Source organism: Peribacillus sp. NPDC096379 (genome assembly GCF_044762875.1).
Taxonomy (GTDB): Bacteria; Bacillota; Bacilli; order Bacillales; family DSM-1321; genus Peribacillus.
Map to the genome: position 1 here is coordinate 355,325 of NZ_JBIWFD010000001.1, position 16,477 is coordinate 371,801.

A 16,477-nucleotide genomic window follows, 5' to 3' on the forward strand; every position below is an offset into this window, starting at 1 on the left:
ACTTTTTAATTTCTTACTTCCTACTAAAAATTTAGTATTCTACCAGAAACCACTATTACACTTTGTTATTTATTCAGGTTTCATCCCTTCTTGTAAAACAGGGTACAGAACCATTTTTAGGAATAAAAAAATCCCATATATCAATAATAAAGAGGGATACTTTTTAACTTTGGAAGGAGAAGGTTTATGAAAAAAGTATTGTTGGTGGGGTTTATTTTGTTATTTCCTCTAAACATGGTGGCTGGAACAAGCAGTACCTATGCTAAACCGCAGATACAATGCATTAGCCAATCTGAAGTAAAGTTCAAAAATAACTTTAGGAAACTTTGGATTGATCATGTATTGTGGACAAGTAATTATATTACAAGTGCAACAACAGCAGGAGCGGAAGATCAACAACAGGTACTGACGAGGCTTCTGAAAAATCAGGAGGATATTGGTAATGCTGTAAAGCCAGTATACGGAGAGAAAGCTGGGAACAAACTTACGGATTTGCTTAAGGAGCATATTGTTATTGCGGGAAAGATTGTAGATGCGGCTAAAAGCGGAAATGAAGCCTTGGTGAATCAGCTAAACAAAGAATGGTATAGAAATGCTGATGAAATAGCGGCTTTCCTTAGCGGTGCCAACCCCTATTTGAAAAATGAAGATCTAAAAAATTTGCTGTATATGCATCTGAAATTAGTGACAAATGATTTATCTACAAGTTTAGCAAAAGATTGGAATGCAAGAATCGTTTCAATTGATCAAGGAGTCACACATATAATCCTAATGGCCGATACTATCTCTACGGGAGTTGTGAAGCAGTTTCCGGATACGTTTAAAAAATAATCTTAAGAATCTCCAACATTCTGTTGGAGATTCTTTCATAATGGGGCATTTGTTTACATTTATACAACTGGTTCAAGCAAATACCGCGCCCTGGTTGCGTAACTGCATTCTTGCACTAAACTGATCAGTTAGCACAAGAAGCGACTGTTCTTATTGAACAATCGTACCCTTTAGTTCATGAAGGACCTAAATTTATTCAGAATACAACCAAGGAATAGCTGGTGGTATTCCTGCTTCAGGCAAGAGATAAACAAAGACAAAAAACACAAAAATTAGTACCCCAAAAAGAGAAACGAATACAGAAATTAAAGGATTAACTCTTTTCAAAATACCATATATCCCACAAACAAAACTGGCTAATCCAAGGAATAACTCGAAAAATGCTACTGGATATACATTAAACTGTTCCATTACATAAATTCTAATAAAGTTAAAAACAGTAATAGATCATATAAATAACACTTGTAAAAGTAATCCCCAAACTGGAATATTCAGGAATAGGCCGCTTTAATGAAGTAACGAAAAAAGCCCAATTTCTCAGTATTAAAATTGAGAATATGGGCTTTTTACATTGGAATTTCCTGAAACGTTGTAAAACCATATTTTCCAAACGTTCGGCCTTATACAATAAATCTGGATTCTTCCTATAATATTGTGACTTCACGTAGATCATTTAAATTGTGATGAGCCACGCGACGATTGGTCCGATAATTGATCCTAGTATGGCACTCAATGTCATGGAAACGGAACTCATGGACAAAGTAAATTCACCATATTCAGCGGATTTTGCTGTGCCTAAAGCATGGGAGGCACTACCAAAGGCAATACCTTTTCCTAATGAACTGTTAATTCGCAGTCGTTTCATGAAGGTCGGACCTAAGATGACGCCAGTGAATCCTGCAATCATGACGAAGACAGTCGTCATGGGGGGGATGCCGCCAAGTACTTCTGAAACTTGGAGAGCTACTGGGGTAGTAAGAGATTTAGGTAACATGGATAATATAAGTGTTTGGTCGATTCCTAAAACACGTGCGAATAGGAGAACACTGATCATACCAGTAATTAAGCCGACGAATACGCCACTTATAATGGGGAACCAATAGCTCACGACGATATGGCGCTGTTTGTATAAAGGATAGGCAAGTGCTACTACAGCAGGTCCTAGAAGGGATTGAATCCACTGTCCGCCAATCATATAGCTCGAATAGGGAATATGAAAGAGGGTAAGTAGAATGATTAGGATGATTGTTGTTGTCAAAACAGGCAGGAGAAGTGGGTAAGAAAAGCGTATATATAACCGATTCATGAGAACATATGCGGTAATTGTTAATACGATTACAATGATTGCGAATAGTGTTTGCTGCATTTCTCTTTCTCCTTTCTTATTTGTGCCCGCTTTTCAAGATACTGACTCATCATTCCAGCTGCCCCCATCGTTATCAACGTACTTATGACAGTAATGACAATTAATAGTACGCCTTTAAACGAAACCAAAGAAGGATAATTCATGATCCCCAACATGGCTGGAATAAATAACAAGGATAAAAATTTTAATAAAAACCCAACTCCAGCTTCAATAAATTGTAGCGGGATAATTTTTAAAGACAAACCAATCAATAACAAAAGCATACCAATGATACTTCCTGGAATTGGCAGATTGAAAAAGTCATGCAAAATATTTCCGATAAAGGAAAAGGCATAAAGAATCGCAATCTGGATGATGATTTTTATGATTTTCATGTATCTAGCTGCAGTTTTGAACAGCTTTCCACCTCTCTTTGAATAAACACTTATAAACTTACCATACTATGATACAACTATAATTATATGTGTCAATGTATAGTTTAATGGCTCAGAAGATAAATGTGGCATGTTTGAGGTTCGAATAGTCAGGGTGAACGAGGTTTTTATCAATTGAAAAATTTTTCTACAAAAATAAAAGTTGTCTCGTATTTCTACGAGACAAGCTTATTACTGAACGCGATTTATCCCGCATTAACGGAAAGTCAAGACCCCCACCTCAAGGCTTAGAGGAATCGAAGAAGCAAAGGTGGGGGACAAACTGCCCGTAAAAGCCCGATTGGTTCAACTAACAATCAGTGGGGGATGAAGAAAGCCCCCGCTGATTGAAGTTTCACTGTATTGTATTTATATTTTTTAACTCCAAGTTGTGTAGATTCCTTACTTCAAGAGACAATAGACTCTTTCTTAGTAGCTTTTTCTTTAATTTCTGCAATCTCTTTTTGAATTTCTTCCATTCTCTTACTATCTAATTGATAGAATTTCATTGCAATGATTGACACGACCAAGCAAAGTGCTGGTAAACCGAATGCTAATAGTAATGTGACTGCAAATAAAGGGGTAGTTAATGCTTCGCCAACTTGTGGGAATTCTGAACTATATCCGATCATGCCCACTACAGCACCAACGATCACCGGAGCTAAAGATGAAACTAATTGATCAATAAATGAGAAGATCGTACCCATCATGCCAGGGACATAACGCCCTGATTTAGCCGTTTCATAGTCAGAAACATCGGCAATCATCGGAACGACAAGAGTAGTTGGAATGTTACCAAAGCCAAGGCCTAATGAATATAAAACTAAAAACAATATAGTGGTTATCCCGATATTACTAAGGGATACCGATGTTGGATCATCAATGATCAAGAATAGCGCAATCAGACCAATAAATGACAGCATACCGATCCAAGCCGATTTAACATATGAATTTTTTAACCCTGATTTTCTTGCAACGGAAACCACTAGGAATGTTATTAAAAGTTGCGGTATTATTGTAATTAATCCGATTGTGCCACTTAGTGCATAATCTCCTAGTAAAATACCAAACAACATGACGACTACGACTGAATGTCTGAGCAAACTAGTTGCAAGTTTGTCAAAAGAAGCGGAAAGAGAGAGCATTTGCAATGGTCTGTTTCCTTTAATAATTGGCCAATAATCACGAAGGCTTGTTTTTGTCGTATCCTCAGCCAATCCATAAAATTCTTTACGATCTTTCTCCCAAATGCCCACCATTGCTAGAATAGCAAATATTCCTGATAGAATAAGTCCATAAGAATTTAATTCAGTAAACAATGGCATATTAAATCCACCATGTTTTGCAATCAGATAAGAGGAAACGAAAATTTGACCACCAGTAAACACCCCTACATTAAAAATTCCGTCAAATATAGCATAAAGTGGTCGTTGCTTTGGATTATTTGTCAAAACAGTTTGCGCAGCTTTCGTCACACTACATTGAAGTGAATAACCAATTTTATTGACTATTAACATTGCAACAAAGAAAATTAACTGAAGAGATTCCGGTAATAAATGAGTTACATTGTATACAATTAATATGGTAGCTACTGAAATGAGATATCCTATAATAATTAATGGTCTGAATTTTCCGAACTTGGATTCTGTTTTATCGATAATATAGCCAATAGTAGGATCAATAAGACCATCAAATAGGCGCGTAGCCATTAAAACCGTACTTATTACCATAACAGCGAGTCCAGCAATTCCGGTTGCATAATACGTGACAAACCCTAACAAAAACATTTGGAGATTTGTTGATGTGTTATTTAATGTAAAAAAACCAATTTGCCATAACTTTGACGAGTTGTATTTGGGACCACCTTGCATTGTAGTACTTGACATTAAAATTACCCCCTTTGATTTTGATGTAGAACCTTTCCGTTTACAGAATTTTTAGAAAATTTTAAACAAAAAAATTATCTAACGAAATAATTATTTCTCATGTTCAGTTAATATGTATGCAAATTAATTTATTCGTTTGATAAACTAACTATTTATTAACTAAATAATAAATGTAAGCGCTTTAAATAGCAAGGTATTTTTTTGAAAAAAATAATTTTGTTTTTTTACGGTGAGCCTATCGATTCTGGTTGAAGAAACAGCCGTTTAATGGGAGCAATGAATCGATCTACTATCACAAAATAGTGGAGAGTTATAATTATGTTGCCCAAGCTATTGAAAAACACAGTCTGTGCAAACATGATTGAAGAATATAAGGGGATAGTAAGGCAGACCGTGTTTTTCCGAAAGGTACTGTTAATTGTCTACTCTTATCGTATAATTCTTCTGAATAGAAAGTTCACACTGCTAAGAACTATCATGAATTTGGGGTGTCTTCAACATGAAACAAAACGGACAGTTTTTGATTGCTTTTCTAATAAGTTTGTTCTCGCTTATCGGATTCTGTGTTATGGCGATCCTAGTCAGTGGGAAAAGGATTGTTCAATTTGATCAAAGCGTTATTTCCTTTATTCGGGGATTTGAGTCATCGGTGGTAACTTCGATTATGAAATTTTTTACATTTATTGGTTCGTTGCCATTTGTGTTGGTGATATCTCTCATAGCATTAATTCTTCTTGATAAAGTATTAAAACATCGAATCGAATTATTGTTATTTATTGTGGTCATGATTGGAACGCCGCTTTTAAATCAGGTCCTGAAATTCGTTTTCCAACGTGCCCGTCCAGATTTTCATCGCTTAATTGAGGTTGAGGGCTTTAGTTTTCCAAGTGGTCATGCGATGAGTGCATTTGCTGTTTATGGGATTCTTTCGTTTCTATTATGGCGTCATATTCCTACCCGTTTGGGCCGCGTTACTCTAATTATGTTCAGTAGTCTATTCATTCTCATGATTGGTGTGAGTAGGATTTATCTAGGGGTACATTATCCAAGCGATATTATCGGTGGCTATTTCGCAAGCAGTTGTTGGCTTGCCATTGCCATATGGATATTCCAGAGATTAAAAAGTGAAGCAAGAAGAAAGAAAACTTGGGTGGAGTAGTAATTCATCGCAATTAGGAAGTCGCGTATAGGTTTACCGGATTAGGAGACATGACTATGGATAAAGCTTAACAAATTTCTTTATTTACATAAGAGGATGAAAAGGATCAGATCCCACAATAACCCTATACAGTTCAAATTTAGCGTAAGTACCACAATGAACTGTGTATAGAGTGCGTGATCAGATCCTTTGCCACGACATCCTCAGTTTAAAGTAAAAAGAAAATCTATTTGTTTGCAAATGGATCTTTGTAAGGTACTAATTCCTTTGAAAACTCTGTTACATTCGCCATTTTTGGCATTTGCCCATCATTTCGCGCCCGAAAATTATTCATTAAGTTTTGAATCGGAATCAGCATATTTTTGTTTCGATTTCTTCTTAATCCATAAGCGGCGGCACTAATACCCAGACCTAACATAGATGCCCACATCATTCCTCTATTGTTCCTTCTTCTTTTTCTACTATTAAAAAGAGTAGGTATCCGGTTATTCAGTTTAAACACTCCTCATTAGCTATTTGAAAAGCACGTGCCTTTCATCATCTAATATTTGCTTGTAGGTGTTTGATAATGCTGGTAATGTTTATGGACTTAAATATCAATAACCCTTCAGTAAGGTTTTTACATAATAGCTAATGACTAAATATGCCTAAAAAACTTTTCGTTCGTTTCCATTGTAATATTGTACATAAACGTTATGAAATAAGAGGAAAATATAATTTAAATATCCAACTAAAATTGGAATAGATGGGAAATGTAAATGCTAAAAAAATACATGTGGTGGTTGATTTATGATCAATACAAATGAAAAAAAGCGGGGGGAATATTTAGCATTAAGTAATCAATTCACAAGATGAAGTATTGTCTGTGTGATAATTGAAAAAACACCCAGATTTAAAAAGCATCTGGGTGTTTTTCGCTAACAAGTGCAGGGATACTATCTGCTAACGCTTCAATATTTTTTGTTACTTTCGCGCTATAGGAGAAATCACCGTAGCAATATGGGTAGCGGAAATTGTCTTTATTTCCGCCGCAATTGTACAGGACAGGATTTTTATCTACTTGGATCTTTGAGAATTTCTTCGCTAGTTCCTCACTATGCTTTCCGCCATTTTCCGCGATGTAATTGATATAGCCCATGCCCATATTATAGGATTGAATGATGGTCTGGAAATCTACATTCTTTTCTTTGCCATAAGTAACAACGCGCTGAAAATGCTTAACGCCATATTGAATGCTTTCCTTAGGATCAGTGATTGTATTAGGGGCAAGTCCAGCAGATTCTGAAGATTGCATCGGATCTCCACCCTTACCGCGGCTTTCTTGTTGCATAACTGCAATAAGTACGACTGTATAGTCTTGCAAGTTATATTGGACCAGTTCATCGTGAAGGATTGTACTGTATTTCTTTACAGATGCAAAGGGGTCCGGTTGAATCATGGATGTCGATGCCTTTTCCGGATGCGGAACTAAGATGACCTGCTTAATCAGTAAGATCGCAAAAAGTAGCGCAAACATGACGAAAAGGGTTTTAGATATTTTCCGTTTTCGTTTCATTTCTTCTCCTCATCATTTCATCTATGTACTTTCAGTTTATCAAATAAATGAAAGGGTGACTATCTGAAAATAGTAGTATGCGAATCTATTGATAAATCTAAAATTGCAATATTCCCCTATTTTCAATAACCATTCACGCAGCTTTCAACTTTGGAAAATAGATTTTTTTAAAATAGTTTTGATGTGACTTAATTTTTCGGTAATTCTCCCGCATAAACTTTCCTCAATGTCTGTAACTCGTGTAATTTAGTTAACGCTACTTCTCCCATTTGTTTTCCTATTGCAATGATCATGCTTTCGACAAATGCAATAGCAGCGACCATCGAGTGAAATTCCCGCATGTCGCCTCTTTCGGTGAAAAAGGTGTATGTTGCCTCTTCAATCATAGGCGAGACAAGCAAGTCTGTGATTAGTACCGTTTGACAGCCTTTTTTTCTAGCATAGTCAAAAAGTGTTCGAATTTCTGGTGAAGTCTGTACAAAACCGAAGATGATGAGAATGTCCGTTTCTTGGCAGTGTACAAGATCCTCAAATAATTCATGCCCGCTTTTCGCCATGGTTTGAACACTCATGCCAAAGCGTTTTAGTCGAAATTGAAGCAAAGTTGTCAAGCATTCTGCAGATCCTGAGCCATATAAATGAATGTTATCACTTGCAACTATTCTCTTAATTGCCTCGTAAAAGCTGTGATTATCCATATGTTTGCTTGTTTCCTCTAAGTAATAGACGCCCGCCCTTAGCATATGCCCAACTCTTGTTTGTTCATATTTCTCTAGAGCTGTTTTCATTTTACTAGCTGGTGTGATGATGGAATCTTTTTTTAATTGCATCTTATATGCTTTGAAACTTTCATAGCCGATCGCTTCCCAAAAGCGTGAAACAGTAGCAATGCTGACACCTGTTGCTGTGGAGATGTCTTTTTCCGTCATAAAGGGAATAGAGTCTGCTTGCTTCGTTATATAATCTGCAATAATCTGCTGTTTCTTCGTTAAATTCTTCGTAATCTCTATATTCATTGTGTACATTCCTCCTAGTTTGAAAGAAAGACTTACGGTTCCATAAGTCTATTTTATCATCAATAATGAAAAGAAAATTACATTTCAACAAAAATGTAATTTTTACATTCAATTAATATGTACTTAACAAAATTTTCTTACTATTAAGTTCGGAAGTAAGTTATGGAGGAGGAAGGGAAAATGAAAGTAAACGTAGAGAGAAAGTTAACACAGTCTCAGAAAATGATGGTGTTTGTTTTATCAATGGCCTTATTCGGTTTATCTAAGATGATTACAGAAATTTTACCTTCAAATGAAATTGGACCGATTGAGTTTTCTGTTTCGTATTTCGCTTTTATTCCGCTTATTCTTTGTGTATTGTTTCATCCGCTGTACGCAGCGCTCGGTGCTTCGGTGGGGAAGATTATTTTCGCTGATGTGCTGATGGGAGATTTTAGCGGTATTGGTGAGTTAGAAGGATTTATTCAATTGACGGTGGGAATGTATGTGGCAGGGTTGATTGTGAAAAATCCATTAAATAAGGTACAACTTACAATCGCAGCTCTAGTAGGTGTAGGAATTGATCAGATCTTAAGTTCGGTTGTTGATATTACAAAGGTCTGGATTGGAATTGAAGGGTTTGATGCAGTCCCGGGACTTCCTGAAAGTATTGTCTTGCTAGAAGCCGTTAGCTTTGTGAACGAAATGGTTATTACAGGTGTACTATTCGGCGTTATTCCAACGCTGATTCTTGTTCCGCGATTGTATGGAAAGATTGAACCCCTGCTTGGAATGAAACCACGCGAAAAACGAGTAAATGCATCGATGGCGGAGTTCGTCAAACCTGGTTTAATCACCATAGTGATTATACTAGGATTTGTTTCAATGATTGCTGAATTTATGGCAGAACTGGACTTGAACTTTGCATTTTGGACGCCAGATTTTCTATTACAGTTTGAAAATGGCTATGAATGGATCGGCATTTCAGCAGGTCTGATTGTTCTCGGTCTTGTGCTGTATATAGTTAAGAAGATTTTTTCAAACAAGCAGCAAGTAGAAGAGACAATAGAATCAAATAAAAGGGTGTTGTAAATGATTTCGATTAACTCTGTTTCGTTTCGTTACCCTGGTTCTGAAAGTTGGGTTTTGCAAGAAGCAAGTGTAGACATAAAACAGGGTGAATTTACGGCAATCATTGGTGGAAATGGAGCTGGCAAGTCGACACTTTGTAAAACATTAAATGGGTTAATACCATCTTATTATGTAGGTGATTTCGAAGGAACGGTTATGGTAGATGGCTTGAATGCAGCTACTACAAGCGTGGCAGTCTTGTCTGAGAAGGTGGCATATGTGTATCAGGATTTCGAAAATCAGCTTGTGCGTCCGACGGTTTTGGATGAAGCCATCTTTTCACCCCTGAATTTCGGATACCCTGATTATATGGAACGCGGGAGGGAAGCGTTACGGATTCTTGGATTGAGCCATTTGGAGAAGGAACATATATGGCAGTTGAGCGGTGGGCAGAAACATTTAGTTGCGTTAGCTGGAGCATTATCACTACAGCCGGCGATCTTGATTATTGATGAGCCAGTCGCACAGCTAGATCCGGCACATGCTATTGAATTATATGACAAGCTTAAGATGTTGAATGAAGAGTATAACAAAACGATTATTGTTATTGAACACCATACAGAGTTCATAGCGAATTATTGTTCAAGTGTCATCATGATGGAGCAGGGTTCTGTTTTATGGAAGAAACCCGTTAAGCATGGCTTATCTTTAGTGGAGGAATTGATGGATAAGAATATTTATCCTCCTCAGGTCACACAAGCGATGTTCCAGCTGAAACGAGAGCAAAAACCTAAGTTATTTCCGATAACGGTTCAGGAAGCGAAAGCAGAAATTCACGGGAAGTATGAAATCTTACCTGGGCCTCATTTATTTTCTTCACAAGTACCACAAGTCAAAGGCGTAGAGACCATCTCAATGGACGGGGTTGATTATGGCTACAAAACAATTACCCGAAAGCGAAAACCGATTATAAATGAGCTTTCGCTGACTTGTTATGAAGGAGAGAAGATTGCACTAGTTGGTAGCAATGGCGCTGGGAAGTCAACTTTATTAAAGATGATTTCCGGTCTTGTGAAACCACAAGGTGGGTCAATGTTAGTGAATGGACAATCCACATCGAAGCTTAGCATGGAACAACTTGCTGAAAAGGTCGCTTATATTTATCAAAACCCGGAAGAAATGTTTATCGAGGATTCAATTTATAAAGATATTGATTATTTTTTGAAAACGAGAAAGATTGCAGAGCGCAGGGAGTTCATTGAAGAAATTATTCAACGTTTCCACTTAGAGGAGCTGAGGGAGAGGGACGGTCGGTTATTGAGCGGCGGGCAACAGCGGAGAGCGAGTCTCGCGATTGGCATTGCGATGAAACCGTCAATTGTACTTCTAGATGAGCCAACAGCAAGCCTAGATATTGCAACGCGTAAGGATATGATGAAGATGTTGAATAATTTGAATGGTTTTGTGAAAACAGCAATTGTTGCCACACATGATATGGAATTGGTGGCAGAATGGGCAAGCCGAGTGATTGTATTAAAGGGTGGGATAATTCTCGATGATACAACACCGCATATATTGTTTTCAAATCCAGCCCTGCTGCGAGAGGCATCTCTTGTCGCTCCGCAGATTGTAACCTTGTCCAAAGAGGTGAACATGCACCCGGCAGCGATTACGACTGAAGAGTTTCTGTCTCGTGTAAAACAAGTGGGTGTTGGAGGTGGAAGTGTTGAATGTGTTTCAAAAGCTCTTTAGTAAGCTTTCAGTCGAGAACATCAAGATTGAGTTGATGAGAACAGCTTATGGGACAGAGGAAACGGTTCTTTCAAAGCTTGACCCGAGAATGCTAATCGTTTGGTCCCTGTTCTTTACAACAGTTCCTTGGTTTATTCATAATATGACCATTTTGATTGGGCTGGCAGTGTTGATGGGGGTGCTTGCTTATATGGCTAGAGTTAGCCCACTATTGATCGTGCTGTTGATTATTGGCGTGATATCACAGTTTACGTACTTGATTTTTGTGGCGCTTTTTCTGGGAGGAACATTTACGGCGCTCCTTGCCGTCATTCCGCTTACTATCAAAATCATGATTATTTCGCTATCCAGTATGGCGGTTTTTACAAGCATGGATCCTGAAAAATTTAGTGATGCACTCTTAAGCTTTGGTGTTCCGGGTAAATTCAGCTTCGGTGTTTCCTATGGATACCGTATGCTTCCTATCCTAATCGAAGAATATCAAAGTATTATCCAGTCATTTCGTTTACGTGGAAAGATGCCTACTAAGAAAGGAATTCTGTATTGGCGCTACATCGTCTATTTTCTGAAAATAAGTGTTCTTGCCTTTTACCCGATGATGCTCAATACAGCTAAACGAACTCGGACCACTGTTGAGGCTTTAGAAATTAGAGGGTTTAGTTATTCAGAGGAAAATGATTTAGCAAAGAAATTAAAGCTTAAAGCGTTAAAAATGAACAAATACGATTATCAGTTTGTCGCCATCACATCAGTCATTACGATTTGTATCATTAATATAGGACTGTTTTACCCATTATAAGAAGGGGGATGTTAGTATGATTATTGACTTCCATACACATGGGAAATTAGCAAAACGAGTGGATTTTGATCTTGAATTTTTTAAAGAAGTGATTGTAAACGCAAAAGAAAGCGGATTGACGGCGCTTGCTTTGACAGAGCACTTTAATACGAAGAATTTCTATGAAATCTATGAAACGCTTGATGAACATTTCGAGTATAAGCATGATTATTATGATGTAAATGGTTTCAAAGTATTCACAGGAATGGAGGTCGATGCAAAGGAAATTGGGCATCTGTTGTTCTTGGCAAATAAGGAATCAATCCTTGAAATCCGTAATCAACTGAGTGACCATACGACAGAAGAGACGTTTCTACCCATCACCGAGCTTTTGAACTTGGCTGATAAATATGGTGTTTTGAAGATTGGGGCTCATCCGCTAAGAGAATCCACACCTTTACACCAGCATCCAGCGGAAGTGTTAAGGCGCTTTGATGCGTTTGACTTAAACGGAAAAGACATGCATGTGCATGGGGTGGAGGTAATGATGTTCGCGGTCCATGAATTCGCCGATATGTGTGATGTACCTGTTGTTTGCGGTAGCGACTCCCACCATCCCATTCATATTGGCGTTGTGAAAAACAAACTGCCAGAATGTGAAACGGTGGAAGATATAAAGCGAGCAATCCGAACACGCAGCTTTACGAGCGAGATTTCGCCTGTTCTGCACACAAGAATTCAAGCCGCGACAATTGTAAAGAAAAAGATGAAAGAAGAACTCGTATACGACATGTAAGATGACACCTTATGACAGTGCAAGCTGTCTGAGGTGTTTTTTTGTTAAGCCATAAAACAGGGGAGAAATTCGTTAGTTGACCGGTAAACCCGGACCTGTAGTATGCTCTGGATGTATTCTCCCATGATTAGGATGAATCATCTAATCTATTATCTTTCTTTCATCGTTCCATCTTTTCAATATCCAGAATTGAGAAAACTCAATAGGGCTCGTATTCTTACTTTTCCGTACAGGGCACTCGAATTTTTTGCGGAGAATAGGGCAAGAATCGGATGATTTGCATGCTATTAATCGTAGTCACAGGAATAGTCTGAGAACTTTGTGAAAGAACTGGTTCATTCATTCACTTTATTTCGCATTGTTAAAATTTTTAATTCCTACCAAACAGGTTCAATTAATTGACGAATTATGAGAGATTTTATACGATAAGGTGTATCGACTGACTGATCAATCGAGAGGAGGAATTGTAATTACAGAAAATGAGAAGTCTATTGATCGAAGAGAGCAATTGATTGCGATCGCCATTCAGTTGTTTGCTATGAATGGTTATCATAAGACAAAGATAGCGGATATTGTGCGCGAAGCGGGAATTGCTCAAGGGACCTTTTATTGGTATTTCAAAAGCAAGGAAAGTATAGCACTTGAGATTATTCAAAGCGGACAAGCACAGATTCTTGCAGTTGTTTCTAAAGGATATCGGACAACTCCAGGTACTGTAGCCGATGCAGTGGCCTCTTCTGAAAAATTATTTGAGGATTTATTTACCTTTTCTAAGGATAATCGATATTTGATGGAATTAATTATTAAAGGAATCGATAGTGAAGAGTCCATCAAGCATTTAATTTTCGAAACTCGTATAAAAATTGAAGAAGCATTCAAGAATAATGTAAAGCGGGCAATGGATTTAGGGATTTTGCCAGAAAAAGATCCGACGATTCAAGCGGCGTTATTAATGAGCTTAATGGAAGGGATGCTTGCGAGATGGCTATTCGGCCCTGTTACATACGAATCAGCAGTAAAGGAACAATCAGCAAATGACTTGGCAAAGGAATTGGTGAAGTTCGAGTTCCATGGACTGTTAGGCATATAAGAGAAGGAGTGAATCGAAATTGAAAAAGCGTTTAGTGTCCCTACTGATTTTTCTAGTGGCTATCGTGATGATAGTAAGTGCATGCGGTACAAAAGATAACGCCAGCAATGCGAAAAAAGAATTACTTCAAGAGGTGAAGGATCGAGGCACATTACGGGTCGGTGTCATGGGAACGTATCAGCCCTATAATTTCTTAAATGAAAACAAAGAAATGGACGGTTTCGATGTAGACATTGCCAAGGAAGTCGCGAAACGTTTAGGGGTAAAGGCTGAGTTTGTCGCTCAAGAATTCTCGGGAATGATTGCGGGACTGCAAACGAATAAGTTTGATGTTGTAATCAGCCAAATGACGATTACGGATGAGCGGAAGAAACAAATGGATTTTACAAAGCCGTATATTACAAATCACGTAAAGGCCATTGTTCAAGAAGCGAATAATACGATCAAGTCTGTTGATGATTTTAAAGGGAAGAATATTGGCGTCGGGTTAGGAACAAATGACGAGACCTATCTTCGTACAGAGTTAATGCCAAAAGTAGGCGATTTTACAATCAAAACGTATGATGATGTGATTACATCATTGAAGGATTTGGATACAGGCAGAATTGATGCAACGATTAATAACATGTATGCCATTAAACCGATCGTTGAGAAGAATGGTTTTAAAATTAAAACGGTGGGCGAACCGGTGAAGTCTGATCAAGCAGGTATTGCTGTTCGCAAAGGAAATGAACCATTTCTAAAAGAGCTGGACCGAATTTTAGCAGAAATGAAAGCAGACGGAACGTATAAAAATATTTATATGAAGTGGTTTAATGAAGAACCAGCTGAGTAAAGAGGAAGGGCTGGATAAGTAAATGGATATTATATGGTCTAATTTGCCATTTTTATTACAAGGAGCCTATTATACGCTCCTTATCACCATTGTATCGATGTTTTTCGGATCGATTCTTGCGATTATTGTTGCAATCGCGAGACTGAAAGGAAACCGGCCAATTAGATGGTTGGCGCGTGCTTATGTATCGATTATTCGAGGAACGCCAACACTTGTGCAGATTATCATTATTTATTATGGATTAGCGGATTATGGCTTAAACCTTAAACCGTTGACTGCCGCATATATTGCGTTAAGTATTAGCATCGGTGCCTATTTATCAGAAACATTGCGTGGTGCGATACAAGCGATTCCAAAGGGACAATATGAAGCCGCATATGCATCGGGAATGACACCGATCCAAACCATGAAGAGAATCATTCTACCACAAGCGATTCGGATTGCGATACCGCCAGCAGGAAATACCTTCATCGGGATGCTTAAGGAAACATCGCTCGTATCCGTTATTACTGTCACCGAATTGCTTCGCTCGGCGCAGCTTTTAATTGCGCAGTATTATGTGTACATGCCGTTTTATCTAGCCATTGCGGTGATGTATTGGATCCTTAGTACGGGATTTTCCTTCATTTTAGAGCGAATCGAGAAACGGCTATCAATTTATGAATAAGTATGGTGATCCCTATGATAAAAACAAACGATCTATCAAAGAGTTTTTCAGGACTTGAAGTATTAAAAGAAATCAATTTATCTGTAGAGACAGGTGAAGTAGTCGCTATTCTTGGTCCAAGTGGTTCAGGGAAAAGTACTTTGTTGCGTTGTTTTAATGGGTTAGAGGAATTGTCAGGCGGCAGGATCCAAGTAGGCGAAATTGAAGTGGATGCGAACCAATCGCCAAGAGAACGAAACAAACAAATTCGTAAAATTCGACTACATACTGGAATGGTCTTTCAACAATTTAATCTATACCCACATAAAACCGTGTTGCAAAACGTCGTAGAAGCATTGCTTATTGTCAAAAAAAGCCCGAAAGAGAAAGCAATTATTTTAGGGGAAAACCTGCTTAAGCGAGTTGGATTATTTGAAAAGAAAGATCAATATCCGCAAAGACTCTCTGGCGGCCAACAGCAAAGGGTAGCCATTGCAAGAGCACTGGCGATGGAACCGGATCTTATGCTTTTTGATGAGCCAACTTCTGCTCTTGACCCAGAATTAGTGGATGAGGTTCTAGCTGTTATTAAAGAGCTCGCTCATACAGGTATGACAATGGTTATTGTGACGCACGAAATGGAGTTTGCGCGTGAAGTTGCCGACCGAATTGTGTTTATGGCTGATGGCGTGATTGTGGAAGAAGGAACATCAGAAGAATTCTTTAACCGGCCAAAAACAGAACGAGCACGAAAATTTTTGAAAATGGAAGAAGTCACTAATTGAAAGAGGGATCAGCATGAAAGTACTAACGAAATGGACAGGACAACGCGCCTTCACAGCAGTCGGCGATTCAGGATATGAAGTGAAAATGGATGCAACAGAAAAATACTTCGGGGAAGGCAAGGGAGTTACCCCAACCGAAATGTTGCTCGCGTCTCTTGCTGGTTGTATTGGGATTGATGTTACGATGATCCTAAGACCATACTTGTCTGAAGTAGATACACTGGAAATCGAAACAGATGGCACAAGAGAAGAAGACATGCCAAAAGCATTTACAACGATTAACGTTACATTTACCATTAATGGAACTGTCGACAGCAAACGAGTGTGGCGAGCCATCGACCTAGGTAAAGAGAAATACTGTTCGGTATCGAATTCATTGAAAGCAGATATTATCTTCCACCTTGTCTTAAATGGCGAAAAGCAGGAACGCCCTGTAAAAGCATAACTCCTTTTTGCGTGAAAATATAACCGAGATTCATTTTAGCTTTGATAAATAAAACACGAAAACACCGACTAAAT

The 16,477-nt window shown here is 38.2% G+C and carries 18 protein-coding genes; 11 read left to right on the forward strand and 7 right to left on the reverse strand.

Translation table 11 applies throughout. From position 1 onward, the window contains the following. Positions 1 to 186 precede the first annotated feature (186 nt). Positions 187 to 831 carry a glycosyltransferase gene (locus ACIQZI_RS01815; RefSeq protein ID WP_403068636.1) on the forward strand — a complete coding sequence of 215 codons (645 nt, stop codon included), beginning with the start codon at positions 187 to 189 and terminating at the stop codon, positions 829 to 831. 192 nt (positions 832 to 1,023) lie between these two features. Here ACIQZI_RS01815 and ACIQZI_RS01820 read toward each other — a convergent pair whose 3' ends face one another. The 4 genes from ACIQZI_RS01820 to ACIQZI_RS01835 all read right to left on the reverse strand — a co-directional run bounded on the left by ACIQZI_RS01820 (position 1,024) and on the right by ACIQZI_RS01835 (position 4,496). Next, positions 1,024 to 1,242, reverse strand: a complete 219-nt coding sequence (locus ACIQZI_RS01820) for a hypothetical protein (protein WP_253722331.1) — start codon at positions 1,240 to 1,242, stop codon at positions 1,024 to 1,026. A gap of 262 nt (positions 1,243 to 1,504) precedes the next feature. Continuing rightward, complete coding sequence (locus tag ACIQZI_RS01825) at positions 1,505 to 2,197, reverse strand: LrgB family protein (RefSeq protein WP_062176380.1); 693 nt, start codon at positions 2,195 to 2,197, stop codon at positions 1,505 to 1,507. Then, on the reverse strand, positions 2,167 to 2,571 hold the full coding sequence (locus ACIQZI_RS01830; protein WP_062176382.1) for a CidA/LrgA family holin-like protein: 405 nt from the start codon (positions 2,569 to 2,571) through the stop codon (positions 2,167 to 2,169). Before ACIQZI_RS01830 ends, ACIQZI_RS01825 begins: the two co-directional genes overlap by 31 nt. A gap of 446 nt (positions 2,572 to 3,017) precedes the next feature. Further along, a complete protein-coding gene (locus tag ACIQZI_RS01835; protein ID WP_403068641.1) occupies positions 3,018 to 4,496 on the reverse strand; it encodes an MFS transporter in 1,479 nt (492 codons plus the stop codon). 499 nt (positions 4,497 to 4,995) lie between these two features. Between ACIQZI_RS01835 and ACIQZI_RS01840 the strand changes: the two genes are divergently transcribed. Beyond that, positions 4,996 to 5,655, forward strand: coding sequence for a phosphatase PAP2 family protein (locus ACIQZI_RS01840; RefSeq protein WP_403068644.1), 660 nt, complete (start codon positions 4,996 to 4,998; stop codon positions 5,653 to 5,655). A 226-nt stretch (positions 5,656 to 5,881) separates the two neighbouring features. On the opposite strand, the gene ACIQZI_RS01845 is transcribed toward ACIQZI_RS01840, so the two are convergent. From ACIQZI_RS01845 to ACIQZI_RS01855, 3 genes are all read right to left on the reverse strand, one after another. Then, entirely contained in the window at positions 5,882 to 6,088 is a 207-nt protein-coding gene (locus ACIQZI_RS01845) for a hypothetical protein (RefSeq protein WP_157279351.1), read from the reverse strand. A 459-nt stretch (positions 6,089 to 6,547) separates the two neighbouring features. Then, positions 6,548 to 7,210 carry a lysozyme family protein gene (locus ACIQZI_RS01850; protein ID WP_403068648.1) on the reverse strand — a complete coding sequence of 221 codons (663 nt, stop codon included), beginning with the start codon at positions 7,208 to 7,210 and terminating at the stop codon, positions 6,548 to 6,550. A 188-nt stretch (positions 7,211 to 7,398) separates the two neighbouring features. Further along, a complete protein-coding gene (locus ACIQZI_RS01855) occupies positions 7,399 to 8,226 on the reverse strand; it encodes a MurR/RpiR family transcriptional regulator (RefSeq protein ID WP_403068651.1) in 828 nt (275 codons plus the stop codon). Positions 8,227 to 8,406: 180 nt separating this feature from the next. On the opposite strand from ACIQZI_RS01855, the gene ACIQZI_RS01860 reads away from it, so the two are divergent. The 9 genes from ACIQZI_RS01860 to ACIQZI_RS01900 all read left to right on the forward strand — a co-directional run bounded on the left by ACIQZI_RS01860 (position 8,407) and on the right by ACIQZI_RS01900 (position 16,403). Then, complete coding sequence (locus tag ACIQZI_RS01860; protein WP_403068654.1) at positions 8,407 to 9,297, forward strand: DUF8171 family membrane protein; 891 nt, start codon at positions 8,407 to 8,409, stop codon at positions 9,295 to 9,297. After that, positions 9,298 to 11,028, forward strand: coding sequence for an ABC transporter ATP-binding protein (locus ACIQZI_RS01865; protein ID WP_403068662.1), 1,731 nt, complete (start codon positions 9,298 to 9,300; stop codon positions 11,026 to 11,028). After that, positions 11,000 to 11,827: an energy-coupling factor transporter transmembrane component T family protein gene (locus tag ACIQZI_RS01870; RefSeq protein WP_403068665.1), complete on the forward strand. Its 828-nt coding sequence runs from the start codon at positions 11,000 to 11,002 to the stop codon at positions 11,825 to 11,827. Before ACIQZI_RS01865 ends, ACIQZI_RS01870 begins: the two co-directional genes overlap by 29 nt. 16 nt (positions 11,828 to 11,843) lie before the next feature. Further along, a complete protein-coding gene (locus ACIQZI_RS01875; protein ID WP_403068668.1) occupies positions 11,844 to 12,602 on the forward strand; it encodes a PHP domain-containing protein in 759 nt (252 codons plus the stop codon). 430 nt (positions 12,603 to 13,032) lie between these two features. Further along, positions 13,033 to 13,692, forward strand: a complete 660-nt coding sequence (locus tag ACIQZI_RS01880; RefSeq protein WP_403068671.1) for a TetR/AcrR family transcriptional regulator — start codon at positions 13,033 to 13,035, stop codon at positions 13,690 to 13,692. 67 nt (positions 13,693 to 13,759) lie between these two features. Then, entirely contained in the window at positions 13,760 to 14,527 is a 768-nt protein-coding gene (locus ACIQZI_RS01885) for a transporter substrate-binding domain-containing protein (RefSeq protein ID WP_403071977.1), read from the forward strand. Between the two features lie 22 nt (positions 14,528 to 14,549). Continuing rightward, positions 14,550 to 15,194, forward strand: coding sequence for an amino acid ABC transporter permease (locus ACIQZI_RS01890; RefSeq protein WP_062176414.1), 645 nt, complete (start codon positions 14,550 to 14,552; stop codon positions 15,192 to 15,194). A gap of 14 nt (positions 15,195 to 15,208) precedes the next feature. After that, positions 15,209 to 15,958 (forward strand): amino acid ABC transporter ATP-binding protein, encoded by a 750-nt coding sequence (locus tag ACIQZI_RS01895; protein WP_403068675.1) that lies wholly within the window; start codon positions 15,209 to 15,211, stop codon positions 15,956 to 15,958. A gap of 13 nt (positions 15,959 to 15,971) precedes the next feature. After that, positions 15,972 to 16,403 carry an OsmC family protein gene (locus ACIQZI_RS01900; RefSeq protein ID WP_403068678.1) on the forward strand — a complete coding sequence of 144 codons (432 nt, stop codon included), beginning with the start codon at positions 15,972 to 15,974 and terminating at the stop codon, positions 16,401 to 16,403. Positions 16,404 to 16,477: the final 74 nt, after the last annotated feature.

Bases quoted from the DNA above. Each gene is read 5' to 3' on its own strand.
- ACIQZI_RS01830 (WP_062176382.1), bottom strand. From the start codon at position 2,571: ATGAAAATCATAAAAATCATCATCCAGATTGCGATTCTTTATGCCTTT.
- ACIQZI_RS01840 (WP_403068644.1), top strand. From the start codon at position 4,996: ATGAAACAAAACGGACAGTTTTTGATTGCTTTTCTAATAAGTTTGTTC.
- ACIQZI_RS01855 (WP_403068651.1), bottom strand. From the start codon at position 8,226: ATGAATATAGAGATTACGAAGAATTTAACGAAGAAACAGCAGATTATT.
- ACIQZI_RS01820 (WP_253722331.1), bottom strand. From the start codon at position 1,242: ATGGAACAGTTTAATGTATATCCAGTAGCATTTTTCGAGTTATTCCTT.
- ACIQZI_RS01825 (WP_062176380.1), bottom strand. From the start codon at position 2,197: ATGCAGCAAACACTATTCGCAATCATTGTAATCGTATTAACAATTACC.
- ACIQZI_RS01835 (WP_403068641.1), bottom strand. From the start codon at position 4,496: ATGTCAAGTACTACAATGCAAGGTGGTCCCAAATACAACTCGTCAAAG.
- ACIQZI_RS01875 (WP_403068668.1), top strand. From the start codon at position 11,844: ATGATTATTGACTTCCATACACATGGGAAATTAGCAAAACGAGTGGAT.
- ACIQZI_RS01895 (WP_403068675.1), top strand. From the start codon at position 15,209: ATGATAAAAACAAACGATCTATCAAAGAGTTTTTCAGGACTTGAAGTA.
- ACIQZI_RS01900 (WP_403068678.1), top strand. From the start codon at position 15,972: ATGAAAGTACTAACGAAATGGACAGGACAACGCGCCTTCACAGCAGTC.
- ACIQZI_RS01860 (WP_403068654.1), top strand. From the start codon at position 8,407: ATGAAAGTAAACGTAGAGAGAAAGTTAACACAGTCTCAGAAAATGATG.
- ACIQZI_RS01890 (WP_062176414.1), top strand. From the start codon at position 14,550: ATGGATATTATATGGTCTAATTTGCCATTTTTATTACAAGGAGCCTAT.
- ACIQZI_RS01815 (WP_403068636.1), top strand. From the start codon at position 187: ATGAAAAAAGTATTGTTGGTGGGGTTTATTTTGTTATTTCCTCTAAAC.
- ACIQZI_RS01850 (WP_403068648.1), bottom strand. From the start codon at position 7,210: ATGAAACGAAAACGGAAAATATCTAAAACCCTTTTCGTCATGTTTGCG.
- ACIQZI_RS01845 (WP_157279351.1), bottom strand. From the start codon at position 6,088: ATGATGTGGGCATCTATGTTAGGTCTGGGTATTAGTGCCGCCGCTTAT.
- ACIQZI_RS01885 (WP_403071977.1), top strand. From the start codon at position 13,760: ATGATAGTAAGTGCATGCGGTACAAAAGATAACGCCAGCAATGCGAAA.
- ACIQZI_RS01865 (WP_403068662.1), top strand. From the start codon at position 9,298: ATGATTTCGATTAACTCTGTTTCGTTTCGTTACCCTGGTTCTGAAAGT.